We start from the raw sequence: 21,208 nt of genomic DNA, 5'->3' as shown, positions 1-21,208 counted from the left end.
GTTCGGCAACGGATTTTGTAACGGATGTAACGGATATAACGGATGTCAGGAAGAGGGAAGATGGAAGATGAAAAGTTTTGAGTTTGCTTTTTTTCGCATCGCGAAAGCTAACGTTACTTGCAACGCAAAAGCGGTTTTTAGTTAACAAGTTAAACATTGAAAACTTAAAACTACAAAGTACCCGCCAGCCCAATTATCAATTCTCAATTCCCCATTCCCAATTAAAGAATAAAGTCGGCCTGACTGATAGAAGTGCGGGCAACTCCGAATAAAGTAGCCAGAGTTTCCTTGGTGCTTGTAAGCTGAATAATTGTACTGGGCGAAGTTCCTGCCCCAGCGGAAATGGTGATTTCGCCAAAAGTAAGGCCGGCAGTCAAGCGAATTCGATCCGTACCATCAGTAAAATCTGTAATCACATCCCCGTCTGCCAAACGCCCGATCGCAAAAGTATCGTTTCCGGTGCCGCCAGTTAAAGTATCTCGGCCACGATCGCCCGATAAACAGTCATTGCCGATGCCACCAAACAGCGAGTCATCGCCGGCACCCCCAAAAAGCGAGTCATCGCCCGCGCCTCCCAACAAAGTATCGGTGTCTTGGTTGCCAAACAGCAAATCATTGCCAACGTCGCCCAGCATTGAGTCAGAACCTTTGCCGCCGTAGAAAGTATCGTCGCCGGCGCCGCCCAAAACGCTGTCGCGGCCCGCACCGCCGAACAGCAAATCATCGCCAACGTCCCCCAGCAGTGAGTCATCGCCGTCGCCGCCGTAGAGGGAATCGTCTCCGCCTAAGCCGAAAATGCTGTCAGGGCCACCCAAACCAAATATCAAGTTAGCGCCCGCACTACCTCTGAGGGAGTCGGGGCCGCTGGTGCCGCGAGTGCCACCAGCGGCCCCTCCGGGACGGGTACCGCCGCCGGTGGGGGTTGGGGTTGTGACGGGAATTGGTACAAGTGGCACTGCTGATGGCATGATTCTGAAGATGGGTAGAAATTTGCAATTCTAACTTAACTTAAAACCGGAAGTTATAAGCTCGCCAACCGCCGAGATGAGAAATATCGATCGCATCCGCCACAGCATAAGGTTCGCACAAAAAGCCCTGCACCGTCGAGCCGTCCTCCAACACCAGCGTACCAATTCCCAGCGGCGGGGGAATTTTAGCGACAAATCCGCCGAAAGCGGCGATCGACAACTCCCAAACTTCCACCTCGATCGCGCTACCGCCCTCTATCTGACGCACCAATCCCGGCTTGCCCAGAGCAGTACCCGTCAAAGCGTACAGCTTGTAAATCGGGCTGGTACGGCAGGCGCGAACCAAAATGCCTCCGAGCTCGATTAGTTGATAATTCAGCGGCTCACCGCTCAAATGAGCGCCAACCACGGCTATTTTGACTCGTTCTTCTGAGTCAGATTTGGCTGCGATAACGGGTTCCGGGACGGTGGGCAGCGGCAGACCGGTTGCGCCCAAAGTTCCCCCCAAGCTAGCGTGGAAAGCAGAGCCCAAATGGCAGAGCGATAAATCGTGCCACGCAGGAGCCATCAGTGTCAATCCTGCGGGCAATCCGCTGCTTTGAAACCCGCTGGGAACTGCGATCGCGCACAAATCGAGCAAGTTCGCAAAGTTCGTGTAGCGGCCGAGATTGGTGTTGAGCGCGATCGGCTCGGCTGCAACTTCTGCCACAGTATAAATCGTACCTGTCGTGGGAACCGCCAACACATCCATTGACTCCCACTGAATTTCTGCAAGCTGGCGGAGTTCGGCCAACCGGTACGACGCGCGGTAGGCTGCGACGGCATCGTAGCGTTTGCCGCCACTGATAATTTCGTAGACGATCGGATCTATATCCTCTGGGTGCGCGTCGAGGAAATCACCGATCGCGGCCAACCTTTCTGCTACCCAAGGCCCGCCGTAGAGCAGTTCGGCAGCATCCGCAAAGGGTTTGAAGTCAATAGGTGCGATCGTGCAGCCCAATGATTGCAAGCGCGCGATCGACTCTCGGTAGCGCTGTTCGGCTTCTGCATTCCCGAAAAATTCGAGTTCGCCGTCTGCGGGAATTCCCACCCGCAAGCGGGATAAATCCGGCAAAACTTTCGTTTCAGGGCGACGAGAAAACGCATCCTCAGCGTCAAAACCGCTGGCTGCTTGCAGCACGGAGGCCGCATCCGCACAGGTGAGAGCGAACACAGAAACGCAATCGAGCGATCGCACTGCCGGTAGCAAGCCGCGAGTGCCGATCGATCCGCAACTTGGCTTCAGCCCGACAATGTTGGTAAAAGCAGCGGGAACCCGCCCCGATCCTGCGGTATCGGTACCCAGAGCAAAACTCACCAATCCGGCGGAGACTGCTGCTGCGGAACCGGAACTCGATCCGCCCGGAATGTAGCGCCGATCGAAGGGATTGCGACAAACTCCATAAGGTGTGCGGGTTCCGACTAATCCTGTGGCAAATTGATCCATGTTTGTTTTGCCGATCGCGATCGCACCTGCCGCGCACAGGCGCTCTACGACTGCGGACGATCGCGCTGGAGTGCGAGCAAACGCAGGACATCCCGCCGTAGTCGGAACGCCCGCCCAATCGAGATTATCTTTGATCGCAAAAGGTATTCCGTAGAGTGGTAGCTGCTGCGGATCTAGGTTTTCCAAGGCTTTGGCGCGTTCGAGGGTTTCCGCCTCCGGTGCTAAATAAATCCATACTGCCGGATCTGCATAGCGTTCGATCCGATCGTACACGCTGGCGATCGCATCTGCAGGCGCGATCGAGCCGGTGCGGTAGCGATCGAGCAGCGAATGAATGTCGAGACTGTTGCTGTAGTTAAATTTTTCCATAGTGCACGGTCAGTCGATTTTAGATTTTAGATTTTAGATTTTAGATTGAAGATTTGACTTCATATCATTTCTGGTTATATGAGGATGATTTAACCGCAGAGAACGCAGAGAACGCAGAGGGAGATCCCAGAGAGATGAATAATTCCAATGCTAACGGATTTGACTTCACAGGCTGTGTTAGGCGATCGTTATTACAACAAATAGAATGTTAGTTTACCGCATTGTCGATCGTACTCGCATCCAGTCTAGGACTCGAAGTATTTCTCAAGAAATCTTCAACCATGACCTTGCTGGTTTCGTCTTTTTGTGCAGATAAACTTCGCGATCGACAATCGCCCCATCTCATTGCCCGGTTTAATCTTCCAAAAATTTTAATTTTACTTCGAGAAAAACGGTTTTTTGTAACATTTTACACATTTTCGCATCAAGTTTGCTGTTAGGGTTTGAAACGTAGCAATCTAGTAAGATTGCACGCTACAGTATGCTTATCTTTAAAAAAAGTAAGTGAATTGCAGCAATCAACAGTCTAGGATAAATCCCTGAGTCCGCCAGGGAATGAATTCCCTGTCTAATAGTTAAAGTCCTCTGAAGAGGACTAATGAGTTTAAAATTTTTATTAGTCCTCTTCAGAGGACTTTAGCTTTGAGACAGGGGTTTCAACCCCTGTCGGACTAGGGGTTTAACGTGGAAAGTTGAAATCAATTGGCTTTTGGAGTGTCCCTACAAGGGCTAGGTACCTTACCTGAAAAGTGCTGTATACAGACAAAAACCGAAAAAATTTAACCGCTTCTAGGGTTCCGATTTGAATCAGTTTCTAACTCTGTTTAGAAAGTTCAAGTGCTGGTCCGAGAGAAGCAGACTGGTTGCCCCAATATTTTAATTTTAGGGAAACACTAGCCAGTTACACGGCGGGATAAAAGCCCGGGAGAAACGCGATCGGTCAGCAAGACTCGGTTCGTTAGCTCTCGGGCTTTATCCTTGTATATCAGGGGGGTTTGCGGCAGCTAAGGAAGCCAAAGAAGGTGCAAAAGCTCGATCGACATATTCACCTCTAACCAGCAACCAGAATATGCTATGAATATCCGATATTGCTCCCCAAAAATAACGCGATCGCCCTTGTCCTACTGCGCCCTATTTTTCATCACCTTGTTTTTTGCTGTCGGCTGCGTCAACCCGGCAATTTATATCAAAACCACGACAGAAAGTGAAGCAGCTTCTTCAGTAAGTGCTAACGCAGTTCGCCTCGGATTCAGCGCGTGGCCCGGCTGGTTTCCTTGGCAAATTGCCAAAGAACAAAAGATATTTGAAGCTAACAATGTTGCTGTAGACTTAAAATGGTTTGACGGCTACTTAGAATCGATCAGCACCCTCACAGCAGGACAGATAGATGCTAACAGCCAAACCCTCGGCGATACAGTAAACTCTATATCAGGCGGCGCCGACCAAGTAATTGTTTTAGTCAACGACAACTCGACAGGAAATGACAAAGTGATTGTCGCCGAAGGCATCAATTCCGTTGCCGATTTAAAAGGCAAAAAAGTTGCCGCAGAGGAGGGTACTGTCGATCACTTTCTATTGCTGTTAGGGCTGAGAAAAGCAGGTTTATCAGTGCAAGATATTCAATTTGTACCGCTGGAAACCGGCAAAGCTGCGGCGGCTTTCGTCGGAGGACAAGTCGATGCGGTGGCAGTATTTGCGCCGTTTACCACCCAGGCATTAAAGCGAAAAAACAGCAAGGAACTGTTTAGTTCCAAAGATTTTCCGGGGGCGATTTCTGACCACTTGGTATTCACCCGAAAGTTTATCGGCGAACACCCCGATCGAGTGCAAGCCCTGGTCAATTCATGGTTTGCAACATTGGAATACATGAAAGCCAATCAAGAGAAATCTTACGAGATTCTCGCCAACCGCGCCGGAGTTAGCGTTGAGGAATATAAAGAATATGAAAACGGCACTCAGATATTTACGATAGAGGAAAACTTGAAAGCCTTTCAACCGGGAAATGACATGACATCATTGCAGTTTGCGGCGGCCGAAATGACTAAATTTCTTGTAGATGTAAATTTAGCAAAAACCCAACCAGATATCAGTACATTATTTGACGATCGCTTTATCAAAGCTTATGCCGAAGGTAAAAGCTAGGAGGCAAAATTTACGATTTTGCAGACACAACAAAGTTTCCACCTTATTATTTATACCAAAAAGCTACTAAAATTACTCGCTCAATCATTCCGCAATTAAATCATGCCACCAAATCCCGATCCTCGATCGATCCAATCCCACCTCAAGCAAAAAAGCCTAAATCCCACCGTTTTCTGGCGGATTGCGGAAGAGATACCACAACCCCTCAATATTGGGTTAACGGTGACATCGATCGCACTGCCGCTGCTGCTGTGGTGGCTAGTAACAACCTTCGCCGATGTAGACCCCAAATTTTTGCCTTCCCCCGGCAAAGTTTTAGAGGCATTTGGTAGGCTGTGGAACACTCGCGAACTTTTGAAAGACACGGTAGCGAGTTTGTGGCGGGTGGGAGTGGGCTTTCTGTTCGCCTTGGTTTTTTCCATACCAATTGGTGTGCTGATGGGCAGTTTTGCCAGTATTCGCGCCTTGCTAGAACCCATGTTCGGCTTGATGCGATATATGCCCGCACCAGCGTTCATTCCCCTGCTAATTCTCTACTTGGGAATCGGCGAAGAACCCAAAATAATGCTGATATTTATCGGCGTATTTTTCTTCAATTCGCTGATGGTGATGGATACAGTCAAGTTTGTTCCCAAAGACTTGATAGAATCTACTTATATGTTGGGCGGGAATCGCTGGGAAATCCTCACTCAAGTTATTTTTCCCCACGTTTTGCCGGGAATTCTTGATGCTAGCCGCATCAACTTGGCTGCGGCTTGGCAATTGGTAATCGTCTCGGAATTGATTGCGGCAACCGAAGGCTTGGGCCGCCGGATCAGCGTCGCAGGTCGATTTCTCCGAACCGATGAAATTTTTGTGGGGCTGATTGTCATTGGGGCGATCGGACTGACTTTTGACTTGCTTTTTCAATATCTGCTGCGGGTTTCTTGTAAATGGTCAAGTCAGAAACAGTAAGCAGATCGGGACTTACGCATGGGGCTCAGAAACCGGGTTTTTTTTACGAAAATACACAGCTTGCAGCCCGCATATTAGGTAAAAAACCCGGTTTCTTTGTCGGAGTGCGTAAGTCCTGCAGAGGTTAAAAAGCAGAATGGTGTCATTTTTTTACTTACAATACAGAGGATAAACTCATGTTTCTACAAATCAACAACCTGCACAAAAACTTTGAAACAAAAAAGGGTAAATTAGTTGTCCTCAAGGACATCAATATGACCATCAAGCAAGGCGAATTTATCTGCGCGGTAGGCGCATCCGGTTCTGGCAAATCTACTCTGTTGAGGCAGATTGCGGGATTGGACAAGCCGACAACAGGGGAAGTGAAAATTGATGGGAAAGAAGTTGTTTCGCCTGGGCCCGATCGAGGTATGGTATTTCAGCATTACACTCTTTATCCTTGGATGAACGTGCAGGAAAATGCTGAGTTTGGCCTTAAACTTCAAGGCGTTTCCAAGAAAAAGCGGCGCGAACAAGCTAGCTATTATTTGAATGTGGTAGGATTGACGCAGTTTGCTTCGTCGCTGCCGAAGGAATTGTCGGGGGGGATGAAACAGCGGGTGGCGATCGCCCGCGCCCTCGCTTCTGAACCTAAAGTGTTATTAATGGATGAACCTTTCGGCGCATTGGATATCCACACTAAAGAATCGATGCACGAATTCATGCTCGATTTGTGGCGCCGCACTCAGATTACAATCTTTATGATTACCCACGATGTCGAAGAAGCGGTGTTTCTTTCCAATCGGATTTATGCTTTGGGTGCTCGTCCCGGTACAGTGAGAAAGGAAATGTCGATTAATTTGCCCGATCGCACTCCCAGCATTAAACGCCACGCCAAATTCCACGATTACCGCGACGAACTCATGGATTTGATGCGGAAACACGGACAGGAAGCAGTTGCAATGGCTGCTTAAATAGAAATAGGTTTGCAGTTGCACTTTTACTCTTTGTGGAACAGGCATCTTGCCTGTTCTGGCGGGCTAGAAGCCCAACCCCTACTCCCCACAAAAAAATTCAATTTTATTGTGGAACAGGCATCTTGCCTGTTCGGGCGGGCAGGATGCCCACCCCACAAAGACTAAATTTTCTTGTGGAACAGGCATCTTGCCTGTTATTGAGAATGGTGCAAAATATCAGTGTAGATAAATATTACTTTGGGAGAGGGTGAGTTTTGCCACTACAAAATACTATTGTTTTGTTTCCCTCACCCCCCCCAAAATACATCAAGAGGAACTTATGGTGCAACTATCATCGATCGACACAAATTCACAAATTGATTCAGACCTCGTATTAATGCAAGAAACCGTACCGGGCGGCGCGTACTGGTCGGGAGTCATCAAGCGGGGAAACACCCTGCGAATCACCGATTTAGAAGGCTCTCGCGGCGTTTCCATGCTGTGCTACAACGCCGACAATGCGATCGAACGTTTCAACGCAGCAGACACCGCCAAAATTCAATTCAATGCCTTTCTCAAACAAGGCATGGTGATCTACACAGACATGGGGCGCATCCTATTTTCCATCACCCAAGACACCTCCGGCTGTCACGATTTGCTAGGAGGATGCAGCAACGCCATTAGCAATGCCAAAAAATACGGCGAAGGAGACTGGAAAAACTCCCGCGACAACTTCCTCAAAGCCCTAACTCGGTGGGGATTGGGCAAAAAAGATATCATGCCCAACCTCAACTTATTTACTCGCATTGCCGTCAAACCAGACGGCACGATGGAGTATCGCGAAGGCTGCGAGAAACCCGGTAGTTTTATCGATTTGCGAGCCGAAATGAACGTATTGACAATTATCTCTAACTGTCCCCACATCCTGCATCCGGGTTCAATTTACGATCCAAAACCCATCCAAATTCAGATTGTGAAATCCCCCGCACCCGCACCAGACGACTTGTGCCGCACCGCCAACCCGGAAGCAGTGCGCGGCTTCATCAACACCGATGCTTTGTTCGTGCAATAAACCCGATTCCAGCACTCAATCTTGTCCGCACCAATCGGCGGTAAAAAATTCTGCTATTCCATCACAAAAAGTGAACCATGACTGCAACTACCCAACAACTTCTCGATCCAAAAACTGCAATTTATAACGAAGTTTTACCCGCCAGACATCCCTGGTCTCGTGTCATCAAAAAAGGACAGATTCTTCGTATTGTAGATTTAGGCGGAAATCAAGCAGTAGATTTTTTAGTTTACAATGCCGATGACCCTTCCGAACGCTACAGCGCCCCCGATACGATCGTCAATCAAGGCAACATCTTTGTCACTACAAACAGCCAACTCATTTCCAACGAAGGGCGAGCCATGATGACCATAATTGCTGACTCCTGCGGGCGCCACGATACCTCCGGCGGCGCCTGTAGCTGCGAGAGCAATTCGGTGCGGTTTGGACTAGATAAAAAATACCAGCACGCCTGTGTTGAAAATTTCCTTGCCGCAATTCTTCCCTACGGTTTGGGTAAGCGAGATTTAGTCAGCAATATCAACTTTTTTATGAATGTTCCGGTTAGCGAAGATGGCACGCTTGAAATTGTTGACGGCATCTCCGATCCGGGAAGTACAGTTGATTTGCGAGCCGAAATGAACGCGCTTGTTGCTATTTCTAACTGCCCGCAAATGAACAATCCTTGCAATGCTTACAATCCTACGCCGATTCAGTTGATTGTTTGGGATTCTGTGTAATCTGAAAATATCTAATTTCTGAACCCCCGCCCCAAGTCCAAGAAACCGGGTTTCTGCGATGATTTTTGTATCCTCACCCAGATTTAGGAAGAAACCCGGTTTCTGAACCCCTGCCCCAAGTCCAAAAAACCGGGTTTCTGCGATGATTTTTGTATCCTCACCCAGATTTAGGAAGAAACCCGGTTTCTGAACCCCTGCCCCAAGTCCAAAAAACCGGGTTTCTGCGATGATTTTTGTATCCTCACCAAGATTTAGGAAAAAACCCGGTTTCTGAACCCCTGCCATTAGCAATTCCCAATTCCCAATTCCCTAAATGTTTAACAAAGTTTTGATTGCAAATCGCGGTGAAATTGCCTGCCGAATTATCCGCACACTCGATCGCCTCGGAATTGCTTCGGTAGCAGTATATTCTGAAGCCGACGCCCATGCCAAGCACGTTTTCGCCGCCAGCGAAGCTGTTTGTATCGGTGCAGCCGCCGCAGCCGAGAGTTATTTGCGGTTCGATCGCATTCTCGAAGTTGCGCGCCAAACAAAAGCTCAAGCTATCCATCCGGGTTACGGCTTTTTGAGCGAAAATGCTGAATTTGCCGAAGCTTGTGCAAGCGAAAATATTGCATTTATCGGCCCGACTCCGACTCAGTTGCGCTGCTTTGGATTGAAGCACACCGCGCGGGAAATAGCCGCTGCAAATCAAGTGCCGCTAACTCCCGGAAGCGAACTTTTAGCCTGTTTGGAGGATGCCCAAAAAGCGGCTGGGGCGATCGGCTATCCGGTGATGCTCAAAAGTACCGCAGGCGGCGGTGGTATCGGTTTGCAGGCTTGTTTTGGCGATCGAGATTTGGCAGAAGCCTTTGAAAAAGTACAGCGTTTGAGTCAAAGCAATTTTAAACAAAGCGGCGTTTTTTTAGAGAAATACATTCAAACAGCCAGACACATTGAAGTCCAAATCTTTGGAGATGGCAAAGGAAACGTCATAGCCTTGGGCGAACGAGATTGTTCGGTGCAGCGGCGCAATCAAAAAGTAATTGAAGAAACCCCCGCCCCTGCTATTAGCGACGAACAGCGAAATCTGTTGTACAGTGCAGCAGTGCGGCTGGGAAAAGCGGTAAATTACCAGTCAGCCGGTACTGTTGAATTTGTATTTGATGTCGATGCGAAACAGTTTTATTTTTTGGAAGTCAACACGCGCCTGCAAGTTGAACACGGCGTTACTGAAGCTGTCAACAACATCGACCTCGTTGAGTGGATGGTAAAACAGGCTTCGGGAGATTTGTTCCCCCTGGAAGAGTACCGCTATCAACCGCAGGGCCACTCAATTGAGGTGCGAATTTATGCGGAAGATGCCGGCAAGAATTTTCAGCCGAGTTCCGGGTTGCTGAATCAAGTTGCGTTTCCCGAAAACGTCCGCTGCGACAGTTGGATAGAAACCGGCACGGAGGTAACTCCTTTTTACGATCCGCTGCTAGCCAAAGTAATCGTTTGCGGGGATAATCGATCGCAGGCGATCGTAAAACTAAAAGCTGCTTTAGATGCCAGTGAAATAGCGGGAATTGAAACTAATTTAGATTACCTCCGCCAGATTTTGGACGATTCCCGATTCAGCCGGGGCGAACTGAGCACGCGCTTTTTAAACTCTTTTGAATACGCACCTTTAACGATCGATGTATTGGATGGGGGAACCTACAGCAGCATTCAGGATTATCCGGGGCGGATTGGCTATTGGGATGTTGGCGTGCCGCCTTCCGGGCCAATGGATCATCTGGCATTTCGATCGGCAAATCGTTTAGTAGGAAATCCCGAATCGACAGCAGGATTGGAATTCACAGCTACAGGCCCAACTCTGCGCTTTAATGCCGATACAGTTATTAGTTTGACTGGGGCAACTATGAAGGGAACGCTAAACGGCGAATCGGTGCCGTTTTGGACAGCTATTCCCGTAAAAGCTGGCAGCATTCTCAAGTTAAAAGCCATTCAAGGCGGCGGCTACCGCACTTATTTAGCAGTCAAACACGGCTTTAATGTCCCCGATTATTTGGGCAGCAAATCAACTTTTGTACTGGGCAAATTTGGCGGACACGCGGGCCGCACGCTGCGTCCGGGAGATGTGTTAAAACTCAACCAAACTGCAACTCTGGAAGCGGAAATATCTTTGCCTCCAGAATTAATTCCCACCTACAGCAATAATTGGGAAATCGGCGTTTTGTACGGGCCTCATGGCGCGCCAGATTTCTTTACTGAGTCAGACATCGAAATGTTTTTCTCCACAGAATGGCAGGTGCATTATAACTCGACGCGGACGGGCATTCGGCTGATCGGCCCGAAGCCCACCTGGGCGCGTCAAGACGGGGGAGAAGCGGGTTTGCACCCGTCTAACATTCACGATAATGCTTACGCGATCGGCACGATCGATTTTACGGGCGATATGCCTGTAATTCTGGGTCTGGACGGCCCGAGTTTGGGAGGTTTTGTCTGTCCTGCTACTATTGTGCAGTCGGAATTGTGGAAAATCGGGCAACTGAAACCGGGGGATAGCATTCGCTTTCACTGTTTGAGTTTTGCTGAAGCTTTGCAGCGGGAATTAGCACAAAATAGGCAAATTGCTACTTTTTGTTTGCCTGTTTTTGGGGAAACTTCGGCGGAATTGCCCGCAGTTCCCGCTTCTCCAATTTTGCACGAAATTCCCGAATCTCCGGGACAGGTTGCTGTTACTTACCGTCAAGCTGGGGATAAATATATTCTAGTTGAATACGGCCCGTTGGTGCTGGATTTAAATTTGCGTTTTCGGGCGCACGCATTGATGGAACAGTTGAAAGCAAATCCGTTGCCGGGTGTTATCGAATTAGTGCCGGGAATGCGATCGCTCCAAATTCACTTTGAGGGCCGCCAGATTTCGCAACAGCAGCTAATGCAGGCGCTGATTGCGGCGGAGGCGGAACTTCCGGCGATCGAGGATTTGGAAGTGCCGGCGCGAATTGTGCACTTGCCTTTATCTTGGGAAGATGAATCGACGCTGTTGGCTATTGAAAAATATATGCAGTCTGTGCGATCGGATGCACCTTGGTGTCCCAGCAATATTGAGTTTATTCGCCGCATAAACGGGCTTGAGGGCATCGAACAAGTCAGAGAAATTGTATTTAATGCTAGCTATTTAGTGATGGGTTTGGGAGACGTTTATTTAGGCGCGCCCGTCGCAACTCCCCTCGATCCGCGCCACCGTTTGGTTACTACTAAATACAATCCCGCCCGCACTTGGACTCCTGAAAATGCAGTTGGCATTGGCGGCGCGTATTTGTGCGTTTACGGGATGGAAGGGCCGGGAGGTTATCAATTTGTCGGCCGCACGGTGCAAATGTGGAATCGGTTCAAACAAACGGCGGATTTCCAGTCTGGTAAACCTTGGCTTTTGCGCTTTTTTGACCAAATCCGATTTTATCCGGTTTCTCATGAGGAATTGCACCGCTGTCGGGAAGAATTTATTGAAGGTAAGTTTAAATTAAAGGTTGAGGAAATCACTTTTAATTTGAGAGAATACAATGAGTTTTTGCATTCTATTGCTAACAGTGCGGCTGAGTTTAAAGCGCAGCAGCAGACCGCATTTAATGCAGAGCGCGATCGCTGGGCCGCCTCCGGGGAATTTGACGCTGAAGCTGCCGCAGAATCCTCGGCGGATGGGGCTTCTGACACGGCGGCGGAGGTTACTTTGCCGATCGACTGTGAGGCAGTTGTCGCTCACGTTTCGGCTAATGTTTGGCAGGTGCTGGTTAATGTGGGAGATGTGGTTGCTGAGGGCGATCGTCTGTTAATTTTGGAAGCGATGAAAATGGAAATTGCTATTACTGCTGATGTTGCTGGCACTGTGGCTCAATTGTTTTGTGAAAAGGGGCAAACGGTGACAGCAGGGCAAATTCTAGCGGCTATTCAACCGAATTAATCCCTCTGGTGTCAGGAGTGAACACTTACGCGCTTATGCGGGAAACACTTCTGTAATGAGGCACACTACTATCGTCTTTTAAATGCCGAACAGCTTATCGCCCATGAGTCCTGGCGCAAAACAAAGGATATACTTAGGAATGAGAATTAAATAATTTCCACTCTTGAAAGTGGGATGGGCGTCCCGCCCGTCCACTCATGACGGGCGGGACGCCCATCCCACAATAACAATTAAAATTGTAAGTTATTTAATTCGCGATCCTTACCTACAACTCGTGGGATCAAGATTTCAAAATAAGATTGAATCAAGCTTTGGTGACTTGGTTGATCCTTGTGGGTTATGCCGCAGGTTTGTTGCTCAAATACTTACCAGATAAAGCAAAACAGTGGTGGTATTTTCTGGATGAGTCCTCGATGTCTCCGGATAATAATTTAGCAGAACTTTCTCTATGGCTAGCTGTAACTAAACGGAAAGTTTTTGGCGGATCTCGTTCGATGAAACGATTTGAGGAAACTGCTAATCTCCGCTCGTGTGATTCAAACCTGTCGTTTTCAAGCTCGTTGAGTAATGGCTTTTTTCCGTGAGGCTATTTCTGCACATTCTTGTGCCTTGCCTATGCCGCTCGTTTATTCCCATTTTTCAGACCTGAATCCTTACACTGCAATAATAGCTTCAATTAAATTCATGGAGCTATGCACAGAGTTTGGATAGAACGGGCGATCGTCCCCTAGCCTCGCGCCGGTTCTATTATATAATCATCCGGTCAGAATAAATCCGCCCGGCCTGGCTTCTAGCCGTGGGGAGTGTCAATTTGCGACTCAAGCCCAAGCGCAGCGAGTGTTAGAGGCATATCCGGGCGATCGGTTTAAGGTCGATCGACATCGAGACTCGATCGCTTGCGAAACCCTGGGTTAGATTTTATCTGCCAACAGCCTCGGTTAATGATGAAGGCTTTTTTCGGTGATTGTACGAATTGAAGAACACAAATCGATCGGCTAAAATTGTCTAATTGTTGAGCTTGCGGTGCGGGTGCAGCTATGACTTACAGCTTGAGAATTGCCGATTTGCCAACGAGTGAACGGCCACGGGAACGGTTGATGGCGGGTGGCCCGAAAAGTTTGGCAACTGCAGAATTGATTGCGATTCTCCTGGGTACTGGTCAGGGCCCCGGCAAACTTTCCGCCGTAGGGCTTGGACAGTATATTTTAAATCAGTTGAGTTTGCATTCCCGCGATCCTCTGGCTGTGCTACGCAGTATTAGCGTTCAGGAGTTGACGCAGATTCACGGGATTGGCCCGGCTAAGGCGACTTCGATTTTGGCTGCGGTGGAGTTGGGGAAGCGGGTTTTTCAGTCGCGGCCGCCGGAAATGGCTGTGGTTGACTCTCCCCAAGCGGCGGCTGATGCCCTGAGTCAGGATTTGATGTGGCAGTCTCAGGAACGTTTTGCTGTGGTGTTGCTGGATGTGAAAAATCGGCTGCTGGGTACTCAGGTAATTACGATCGGCACAGCCACGGAAACTTTGGCTCACCCACGGGATATTTTTCGCGAGGTGATCCGCCAGGGGGCGACGCGGGCGATTATCTCGCACAATCACCCATCGGGGATTGTGGAACCGAGCCCGGAGGATATTGCTTTGACGCGACAGTTGCTGGCGGGAGCGCAGTTTTTGTCGATTCCGCTACTGGATCACTTGATTTTGGGGAATGGCGATTTTCGGAGCTTGCGGCAGACGACGACGCTTTGGGACGAGTATCCCCAGGGTGATTGAACTCTTCTACTTAACTAATTTCATTACTATCATTAGTTATTTGTATCTTTGGGCTCTCGAACGGCTGAATCAGCCCTGACAGCAGGCAAATTTTCCGGCTGGAGTCCCCCGCGAGAGCCTGTTTTGGGTGAATGTTGCTGCTGATACTTCGTTTCGATCGCAACTCGGTTAATCTAGTATACGTAGGCTGAAGAGGTCGCTAATCCGATTTTTTTTGAGCATACTAAACGTATACTGAACCAGCACCTAAAGACCCACTTATTAAGAAATTATTAAATGGGATGTAAAATACACGGTGTGGTGATAGGAGGAGAACTGTGTTTCTGAGACTTGCAGAACAACACCGTAAATTCGTTCAAGATTTGGTAATGAACCTCCAAGCTTTAGCGATCGTGCTAGAGCATCGGGGTTATCTGGCATCCTGCTACACTTGCGGGGGTCAGATGAACAGTGCCTCATTTATGGTCAGTTTGACGGACAACCATCTGATTCGATTTTTAGTGTCAGATTACGGTATCACTTGGACTGAGATGCGGGACGACCGCGAACTCATGAAACTAGAAGGTGCAGAAGCGATTAATCAGTTACAAGAACTGGCAAATCTCGTAAAGTATCAAATCCAACCTTCGGAAGCTACTTTAGCGACGGCCCAGTGAGTGTAGCGATTGCACGGTTCCGAGGAAGGCGACGCAAGAAAGTGGCTGCTTGTCTGCTAAAACCGAATCCCCAGCGAGTTAGTTGGGAGGATTCATTTAGGTGCACAGCGATGGCTGCTCAACAGCCAAGAGTGCTATCAGGGTGCCTTGAGACTGTTTAGCGATCGGTCGATCGAAGTGAGCCTGGGCAGACGGCATACTTGATGCCAGAAGTCTCAAACTTGGAACCTCTAGTTTTTTTTCAGCAGTTGATTCTCCCTTGAGAACGATTAGCAAAATGTAGAAGTGTGACGGCTCGTCGGCTGCGATGTTAAATTTCCCCTTGGGCATTCAAAAGTCAAGGAATTGAAATTAACTTTGAGCAGGCAGGTATAATTTAACATCCAGAGTGAGGATGAGGCTGTGAAGATTGGGCAAAAGGCAGCCCACGGGGTGTGATGTGCGGGCGAATGGCGTTTATTTTTGCTCTTAGATTTAGCCGATAAAGCTAACAATTAACTTGAAACAGCATCATTGCTGTAAAACATCTCACAGCCGGCCCAAGCCGGCTAAGTTTTGCGTATATCTAGGCTTTTGGCCAATGTTGGGCTGTTAGGTTAAACGGCTCTTTGAAGTGCACGATCGCACTTGCTACACTAATATTTTATAATATTTTAATGATTAGTCCGAAAATATTTATCGCCAAGTTTGGAGTCAGTATCAAATGGTAAATTTAAGCGAACTACTAGAACCCATCGCCAGTCAATTTCGCAGTCTAGGAATTCCCGAACCAATTACCCATTGGGGACACCCTGTAATGATGGGGATCGTGGTAGTGGCGATGGGCAGTTTTGTCGGGTATACGGGATGGCAGGGACGTTTGGCAACCGATAAAGATGTCGCACTCAAAAGTCGATCGGATCACCGCAAGCTTGCACCGTGGATGTTTCTGTTTCTAGCTTTGGGCTATACAGGCGGCTTGCTGTCGCTGGTGATGCAGCACCAGCCAGTCATGGAAAGTCCGCATTTTTGGACTGGTTCGGCAGTGCTGGTTTTGCTGGCTGTTGGCAGCTTGATTTCGCTAACGGGTTTTGGGGGCAATAAGCTGGCACTGCGCGCGGTTCACGCTTATTTAGGCACGACGGCCCTTGCACTTATGGTGCTGCACGCGGCTTTCGGTTTAAAATTGGGGCTGTCTATTTAGAAAAGGAAGAGGAAGGGGAAGGGGAAGGGAAAGAATATAAGGAAAGAATTTTTGCCATAACTTACGCACGGGTAGCCAGAAACCGGGTTTTTTACCCAAGTTCACGGCGTTTAGCCCTTTACTCCGCCTGAAAAACCCGGTTTCTTTGGTAAGGAGTGCATAGGTTGCCCTGAAATATTCCCCCTCTAAATTGCTAATTAATGAATCAAGCAACGGGTGTCATCTTCTGTCTTGCCTACATTTTGGGATTGATTTCTACAGCGGTTTCTTGGGGTAGATACGGGATACTTGCTTTGGGAATAACGGTAGCGATCGCCCTGCCGAAATTGTTGCGGAAATATACTAAAAATTCTGTCAAAGTTACTAAGAAAAGACGCAGCCGACAAAAAGAAAATGCTCTTGAAGCACCCTTAGATGCGAGGGAAGAGTTGAGTTTGTTGGAGATGCTGCCGAGAGCGAAATGGGTGTGGGCGGTTGCTGGTTTGCTGGCATTTCTAGCTAGCGTTTATTTTGCAGTTCGATCGCCCCAACCGGCCATAGATGACATCAGCAAACTGATTCCGGCTGGCGGCAACACTCAAGAAGTGGCAGTGACAGTTCGCGGTAGAGTTGCCAGTACGCCTCGACTGACTCGATCGGGTCGATCGCAATTTTGGCTAGAAACAGATTTAGTTAGCGAAATCAACGGCGGCGAGGGAGGAGCAGTCGTAAACCGCCCAGTATCCGGCAAACTCTACGTTACAGTGCCCCTGCTGCAAGCAACGGGTTTGTACGCCGACAATACGATCGCAGTTGTGGGTTCCTTGTACAAACCGCAGCCGCCGTCGAATCCGGGGGCTTTTAATTTTCAAGCATATTTAGCCAGAGAAGGAGCTTTTGTAGGGCTCAAAGGGCGTCAAATTGACTGGAAGAGAGAAAAGGCGATCGCGGATGTAAATCGAGTTAACAGCCAAACGGCTGCTTTCTTGGAACCAAGCGGGATGCAGCCATCGAAAATTCAAGCGATGCGGCAGCGGATCGTGCGATCGCAACTATCGCAGTTAAATGTTCCCGAAGGCCCGCTAATCAGTGCGATCGCCCTCGGCAAACAAGCAGTAGATTTACCTTACAACATCCGCGACTATTTTGTGCAGGCTGGATTAGCCCACGCGATCGCAGCTTCCGGCACTCAAGTTTCGATGGTTTTGGCTTTAGTTCTAGCTTTAACCAGGCGTTTTTCCAAACAATTGCAATTTAGTTTTGGCGTCGGTGCTTTATTTTTGCTAGTGGCATTAACTGGCTTTGAACCATCAGTATGCCGCGCTGCTTTGATGGGATTTGGAACACTATTTGCTTTGGTGCTCAGCCGCCAAGTTAAGCCGCTGGGATTGCTGTTAATCGCTGCTACTATTTTACTGCTGGTTAACCCTTTGTGGATTTGGGATTTAGGTTTTCAACTAAGTTTTTTGGCAACTTTGGGGTTAATCGTGACAACGCCACCACTGATGGCAAAATTGGACTGGATGCCTCCTGCGATCGCTTCGATTGTTGTGGTTCCGATCGCCGCTTCAGTTTGGGTGCTGCCGCTGCTACTTTACGTTTTTAGCGTGGTATCACCTTACAGCATTTTAGTTAATATTATTGCGGCTCCTTTGCTGTGGATTTTGAGTATTGGGGGGATGGTTAGCGCTTTAGCTGGATTGATTTTTCCGCCCGCTGGCAGTGTTTTAGCACAACTGCTGGACTATCCGGCAAAGGGGTTAATTGCGATCGCCCAATATTTCTCGCAATTACCCGGTAATTCGGTAGCTGTCGGTCAAGTATCGGTGTTTCAGCTAATCGCGCTTTACAGTTTAATTTGCTGGGTTTGGATCGGGGGAAGTTCGGCAAAGGATTCTGTAACGGATGTAACGGATATAAGGAGGAAGGAAGAAAAAAGACGGAAGCCGGAAGCAGTCAGAGGGAAAAATCAGGAAAAGGGGAAAGGGAAGAAGGGGAAAAGCAGAGTTATTAGGCTGCCTGTTTTTTCATCTGCTTGGATTTTACCGCTGGCGCTGGTGGGGGGAATAAGTATCATAGTTTTGCCAGCTTGGCACGTTCAATCCTCTTTATTTCAAGTTACTTTGCTGGCGACATCTGGCGAACCTGTTTTAGTAATTCAAGATAGGGGAAAAGTGGCGCTAATTAATAGCGGTGATGAAAATACCGTAAGGTTTACAGTGTTGCCTTTTTTGCAGCAGCAAGGAGTTAATTCTGTGAATTTTGCGATCGCCACTCACGGTCATTTAGGATTGAGCAGTGGTTGGGGAAAATTACTAGCACGCTTGCCAATAAAAACCTTTTATGATAATAACGCTCCCAAACAAATTTACCGTAGCAACAATCAGGAATTTATGACGGCTGTGCAATCTCGCCAAGGCGTTTACTTTCCTTTAGAAACTAACAGTACAGTTGATATGGGTGCGACGCGGTTGCAGTTGGTGAATGCGGAGATTCCGGTGGTAGAATTCCTGGTGGGAAATCGAACTTGGTTGCTCATCGGTGAAATGACACCGGAAGTGCAAAAAAAATTGGCAGCAACGGGAACCTTGAAGCCGGCTCAAGTGCTGTGGTGGTCAGGAAAAACCCTAACGGCTGAGTTCTTAAGCGCAGTTGGGCCACAAGTGGCGATCGCCTCTGCTGACGAAATCGACCCAGAAACCGCAGCCCAACTGCGCCAAAGCAAAACCCAGATTTTCTGGACAGGGCGCGACGGAGCCCTCCAGTGGACTCCAGCAGGGGGATTTAAGACCACTTTGGAATCTGAAGAAAATCAAACTTCTTTTTTATAAAGATTTACAATCTGGCACACTGTGCGGTAAAATACTTTTAGCTCACATCTCAAATCAATTGGAGAGGTGGCAGAGCGGTTGAATGCGGTAGACTCGAAATCTACTTTAGGGGTAACTCTAACGTGGGTTCAAATCCCACCCTCTCCGTACATCCCTTACTCCACAAGGCTTTGAGGCTATCCGCTTTTTTAGCCATCTGTGCAATTTATCGGCAGTGGTATACAAAAGTGGTATATAAACCACTCTTGTATACCACTTTTTGCTTTCACTCCACACCGCATCAGGGCGATCGGTCAAGACAAAAGTATTTCTAAAATTGCCTCGAAATCTATTTTAACTACCAGCCGGGAAGTCCCGGGCGTATATTCAGAGGGGATGAATCTGAGCGCTAAGCGAAGTACCCCGAATGAATTACGCCCGCGTGATGAAAGGCTCGTCGGATGGAGGAACGGAAGCCGACAATTAGACTTGCCTACTATGAATCAATCTTCGGGAGCATCTTGATTTTCGATGTTCTTCCCAGTGCTAAAATAGTAATTTGGTGTTGCATTTTAGACGTACATAAACTATACTATGCAAAGGTCGAAAATAGGAAGTTTAGAAATGCAACTAACTTACAAATACCGCCTCAAACCAACCATTGCCCAACTAACGACGATTGTGGCTCACTTAGAACTTTGTCGCCGGCAGTACAACTACCGACTCAGCGAAAGATTTAGGTGGTGGTCAGCCACGAGAACGCCCATAAACGCTTGCCCATTGATTGTTTCGATAGTCCCTGTTGAGGAGATTTATCGAAATATTCCTTTGACGAGAGTGCAAACTAGAGATGGCAGAAAGAAGGATGAATCAGGCAATCCTTTGACCAGGAAAGGTGACGTTTTCTCGAACATTGAAGGCGGATATGTACAGTGGCAGACGATACAACTTGCTGACATAAAAAACACTAAAAAGCTGTTTCCTAATTATAAAGTGTTGGATTCTCAGGTTTTGCAAGATGTCGTCAACAGAGTAGAAACTTCCTTTTCAAACTTTACTACGCCCGACAAAAATGGCCATCGTAGAGGCAAGCCTAAATTCAAGGGGCGACCCTACTACAAATCCTTCACTTATCCTCAATTAGACAACCTAAATATTGTCAAGGATGAGCAAAATAGGATTTGTATTAGCCTTGCCAAAATAGGTCAAGTACCTATGGTTTTTCACCGCCCAATACCAACAGGGTTCAAAGTTAAGACGGGTAGTGTTATCTCAGAAGCGGATGGGTGGTATATTTCCTTGACGCTAGAAGATAAGACGGTTCCCGTAACGGTTGCAGAAATTCAACCGACTGATGAAAATACTGTGGGTATCGACTTGGGAATTACTAATTACGCTTACCTTTCCAATGGTGAAAGAGTTGAGAATCCTAGATTTTTGAGGAAATCGGCTCAGAAATTAGCAAGGCTTCAAGCGAAGTTAGCTAATAGAGTCAAGGGTTCTCAACCTTGGAAAATAATCAAGGACAAGGTTTCCCAACTCCATCAGTTCGTGGCTAGATCCCGATTAGATTTTCAGTTCAAAACTGCACATGAGTTATTCGGTAAATGTGATGTTTTAGTTGTTGAAGACTTGAGTGTCAAAAATCTGACTAGACGTGCCAAGCCCAAGACCGATATTGAGAATGGTAATTTGGTTTATTTGCCTAACGGTCAGTCAGCTAAGAGTGGTTTGAATAAATCCATGCTTGATGCTGCTCACGGGCAATTCGCCAACGTTCTGAAATATGTCGCCTGGAAACTAGGTAAAAGTGTTTTATTTGTTGATCCAAAGGGAACTTCCCAGCACTGTTGGAACTGCCTCAATAAAGTCCCGAAAGAATTATCGGAACGGTGGCATTCTTGCCAGTGTGGGGAATCTTTAGATCGAGACGAAAATTCAGCTAAACTCGTCAGAAAGATTGGTCTGAGTTATGAAAGTGGCGGGGGAACTCCGTCACTCAAAAAAGCCTTTGAAAAAAAGGAAAAAGAAGCCTGCGGTCTAACTGTACCCAGTTGACCGTCAGGTTAGTTCACCTCCACAATCTGAGTAGCATGATAGCTGCTTTCATTTCGGCAAGGTAGAGGCTTAAAATCTCCAGGGAACTCTTGACTCAAAACGGGCACAAAAAAAGGGGAGAGTGTTGGTAAAGCGGGCGGTTGGAAACCGCTGTCTCAATCACGAATAAGGTGCGGG

General features: G+C 47.9%; 15 protein-coding genes, 1 tRNA gene, 1 pseudogene and 1 riboswitch. Of the genes and pseudogenes, 13 read left to right on the top strand and 4 right to left on the bottom strand.

From position 1 onward, the window contains the following. Positions 1–221: 221 nt before the first annotated feature. The 3 genes from QT973_RS14610 to QT973_RS14600 form a co-directional block, all read right to left on the bottom strand. Complete coding sequence (locus QT973_RS14610) at positions 222–968, bottom strand: calcium-binding protein (RefSeq protein WP_333055113.1); 747 nt, start codon at positions 966–968, stop codon at positions 222–224. 40 nt (positions 969–1,008) lie between these two features. Next, positions 1,009–2,823 (bottom strand): allophanate hydrolase, encoded by a 1,815-nt coding sequence (gene atzF / locus QT973_RS14605; protein WP_333391594.1) that lies wholly within the window; start codon positions 2,821–2,823, stop codon positions 1,009–1,011. A 208-nt stretch (positions 2,824–3,031) separates the two neighbouring features. Beyond that, positions 3,032–3,169 (bottom strand): hypothetical protein, encoded by a 138-nt coding sequence (locus tag QT973_RS14600; protein WP_333055115.1) that lies wholly within the window; start codon positions 3,167–3,169, stop codon positions 3,032–3,034. A gap of 432 nt (positions 3,170–3,601) precedes the next feature. After that, positions 3,602–3,753, top strand: a riboswitch (guanidine-I (ykkC/yxkD leader). 144 nt (positions 3,754–3,897) lie between these two features. On the opposite strand from QT973_RS14600, the gene QT973_RS14595 reads away from it, so the two are divergent. The 9 genes and pseudogenes from QT973_RS14595 (at position 3,898) to QT973_RS14555 (ending at position 15,001) form a co-directional block, all read left to right on the top strand. Then, positions 3,898–4,965 (top strand): ABC transporter substrate-binding protein, encoded by a 1,068-nt coding sequence (locus QT973_RS14595; RefSeq protein ID WP_333234023.1) that lies wholly within the window; start codon positions 3,898–3,900, stop codon positions 4,963–4,965. A 102-nt stretch (positions 4,966–5,067) separates the two neighbouring features. After that, complete coding sequence (locus QT973_RS14590; RefSeq protein WP_333055117.1) at positions 5,068–5,919, top strand: ABC transporter permease; 852 nt, start codon at positions 5,068–5,070, stop codon at positions 5,917–5,919. A gap of 176 nt (positions 5,920–6,095) precedes the next feature. Next, on the top strand, positions 6,096–6,872 hold the full coding sequence (locus tag QT973_RS14585; RefSeq protein WP_333313906.1) for an ABC transporter ATP-binding protein: 777 nt from the start codon (positions 6,096–6,098) through the stop codon (positions 6,870–6,872). Positions 6,873–7,194: 322 nt separating this feature from the next. Beyond that, positions 7,195–7,926 carry an urea amidolyase associated protein UAAP1 gene (locus QT973_RS14580; protein WP_333055119.1) on the top strand — a complete coding sequence of 244 codons (732 nt, stop codon included), beginning with the start codon at positions 7,195–7,197 and terminating at the stop codon, positions 7,924–7,926. 77 nt (positions 7,927–8,003) lie between these two features. After that, a complete protein-coding gene (locus tag QT973_RS14575; RefSeq protein ID WP_333055120.1) occupies positions 8,004–8,645 on the top strand; it encodes an urea amidolyase associated protein UAAP2 in 642 nt (213 codons plus the stop codon). A gap of 313 nt (positions 8,646–8,958) precedes the next feature. Further along, the gene (gene uca, locus QT973_RS14570) at positions 8,959–12,576 is read left to right on the top strand and encodes an urea carboxylase (protein ID WP_333055121.1); all 3,618 of its coding nucleotides are present in this window, start codon (positions 8,959–8,961) and stop codon (positions 12,574–12,576) included. A 335-nt stretch (positions 12,577–12,911) separates the two neighbouring features. Continuing rightward, a pseudogene (locus QT973_RS14565) lies at positions 12,912–13,137 on the top strand (IS66 family transposase); the annotation flags it as partial. Positions 13,138–13,613: 476 nt separating this feature from the next. After that, the gene (gene radC / locus QT973_RS14560; RefSeq protein WP_333055122.1) at positions 13,614–14,345 is read left to right on the top strand and encodes a RadC family protein; all 732 of its coding nucleotides are present in this window, start codon (positions 13,614–13,616) and stop codon (positions 14,343–14,345) included. Positions 14,346–14,662: 317 nt separating this feature from the next. Then, complete coding sequence (locus QT973_RS14555) at positions 14,663–15,001, top strand: DUF1815 family protein (RefSeq protein WP_015176985.1); 339 nt, start codon at positions 14,663–14,665, stop codon at positions 14,999–15,001. A 96-nt stretch (positions 15,002–15,097) separates the two neighbouring features. Here the strand turns inward: QT973_RS14555 and QT973_RS14550 are convergent, their stop codons facing one another. Then, positions 15,098–15,331 (bottom strand): hypothetical protein, encoded by a 234-nt coding sequence (locus QT973_RS14550; protein ID WP_333055123.1) that lies wholly within the window; start codon positions 15,329–15,331, stop codon positions 15,098–15,100. A 373-nt stretch (positions 15,332–15,704) separates the two neighbouring features. Here QT973_RS14550 and QT973_RS14545 point away from each other — a divergent pair, with 373 nt between their 5' ends. From QT973_RS14545 to QT973_RS14530, 4 genes are all read left to right on the top strand, one after another. Beyond that, positions 15,705–16,184 carry a DUF4079 domain-containing protein gene (locus QT973_RS14545; protein ID WP_015176986.1) on the top strand — a complete coding sequence of 160 codons (480 nt, stop codon included), beginning with the start codon at positions 15,705–15,707 and terminating at the stop codon, positions 16,182–16,184. 200 nt (positions 16,185–16,384) lie between these two features. Continuing rightward, a complete protein-coding gene (locus tag QT973_RS14540; protein ID WP_333391591.1) occupies positions 16,385–18,994 on the top strand; it encodes a ComEC/Rec2 family competence protein in 2,610 nt (869 codons plus the stop codon). A 60-nt stretch (positions 18,995–19,054) separates the two neighbouring features. Further along, a tRNA-Ser gene (locus QT973_RS14535) sits at positions 19,055–19,141 on the top strand. Positions 19,142–19,597: 456 nt separating this feature from the next. Further along, positions 19,598–21,031 carry a transposase gene (locus QT973_RS14530; protein ID WP_333055127.1) on the top strand — a complete coding sequence of 478 codons (1,434 nt, stop codon included), beginning with the start codon at positions 19,598–19,600 and terminating at the stop codon, positions 21,029–21,031. Positions 21,032–21,208: the final 177 nt, after the last annotated feature.

Origin of the sequence: Microcoleus sp. Z1_A1, assembly GCF_036700305.1 — a bacterium.
Classification (GTDB): domain Bacteria; phylum Cyanobacteriota; class Cyanobacteriia; order Cyanobacteriales; family Microcoleaceae; genus Microcoleus.
This window is presented reverse-complemented; position numbering and strand designations above follow the sequence as displayed.

Coding starts and splice junctions, on each gene's coding strand:
- QT973_RS14610 (WP_333055113.1), bottom strand. CDS start 968: ATGCCATCAGCAGTGCCACTTGTACCAATTCCCGTCACAACCCCAACC.
- atzF (WP_333391594.1), bottom strand. CDS start 2,823: ATGGAAAAATTTAACTACAGCAACAGTCTCGACATTCATTCGCTGCTC.
- QT973_RS14600 (WP_333055115.1), bottom strand. CDS start 3,169: ATGAGATGGGGCGATTGTCGATCGCGAAGTTTATCTGCACAAAAAGAC.
- QT973_RS14595 (WP_333234023.1), top strand. CDS start 3,898: ATGAATATCCGATATTGCTCCCCAAAAATAACGCGATCGCCCTTGTCC.
- QT973_RS14590 (WP_333055117.1), top strand. CDS start 5,068: ATGCCACCAAATCCCGATCCTCGATCGATCCAATCCCACCTCAAGCAA.
- QT973_RS14585 (WP_333313906.1), top strand. CDS start 6,096: ATGTTTCTACAAATCAACAACCTGCACAAAAACTTTGAAACAAAAAAG.
- QT973_RS14580 (WP_333055119.1), top strand. CDS start 7,195: ATGGTGCAACTATCATCGATCGACACAAATTCACAAATTGATTCAGAC.
- QT973_RS14575 (WP_333055120.1), top strand. CDS start 8,004: ATGACTGCAACTACCCAACAACTTCTCGATCCAAAAACTGCAATTTAT.
- uca (WP_333055121.1), top strand. CDS start 8,959: ATGTTTAACAAAGTTTTGATTGCAAATCGCGGTGAAATTGCCTGCCGA.
- radC (WP_333055122.1), top strand. CDS start 13,614: ATGACTTACAGCTTGAGAATTGCCGATTTGCCAACGAGTGAACGGCCA.
- QT973_RS14550 (WP_333055123.1), bottom strand. CDS start 15,331: ATGCCCAAGGGGAAATTTAACATCGCAGCCGACGAGCCGTCACACTTC.
- QT973_RS14545 (WP_015176986.1), top strand. CDS start 15,705: ATGGTAAATTTAAGCGAACTACTAGAACCCATCGCCAGTCAATTTCGC.
- QT973_RS14540 (WP_333391591.1), top strand. CDS start 16,385: ATGAATCAAGCAACGGGTGTCATCTTCTGTCTTGCCTACATTTTGGGA.
- QT973_RS14530 (WP_333055127.1), top strand. CDS start 19,598: ATGCAACTAACTTACAAATACCGCCTCAAACCAACCATTGCCCAACTA.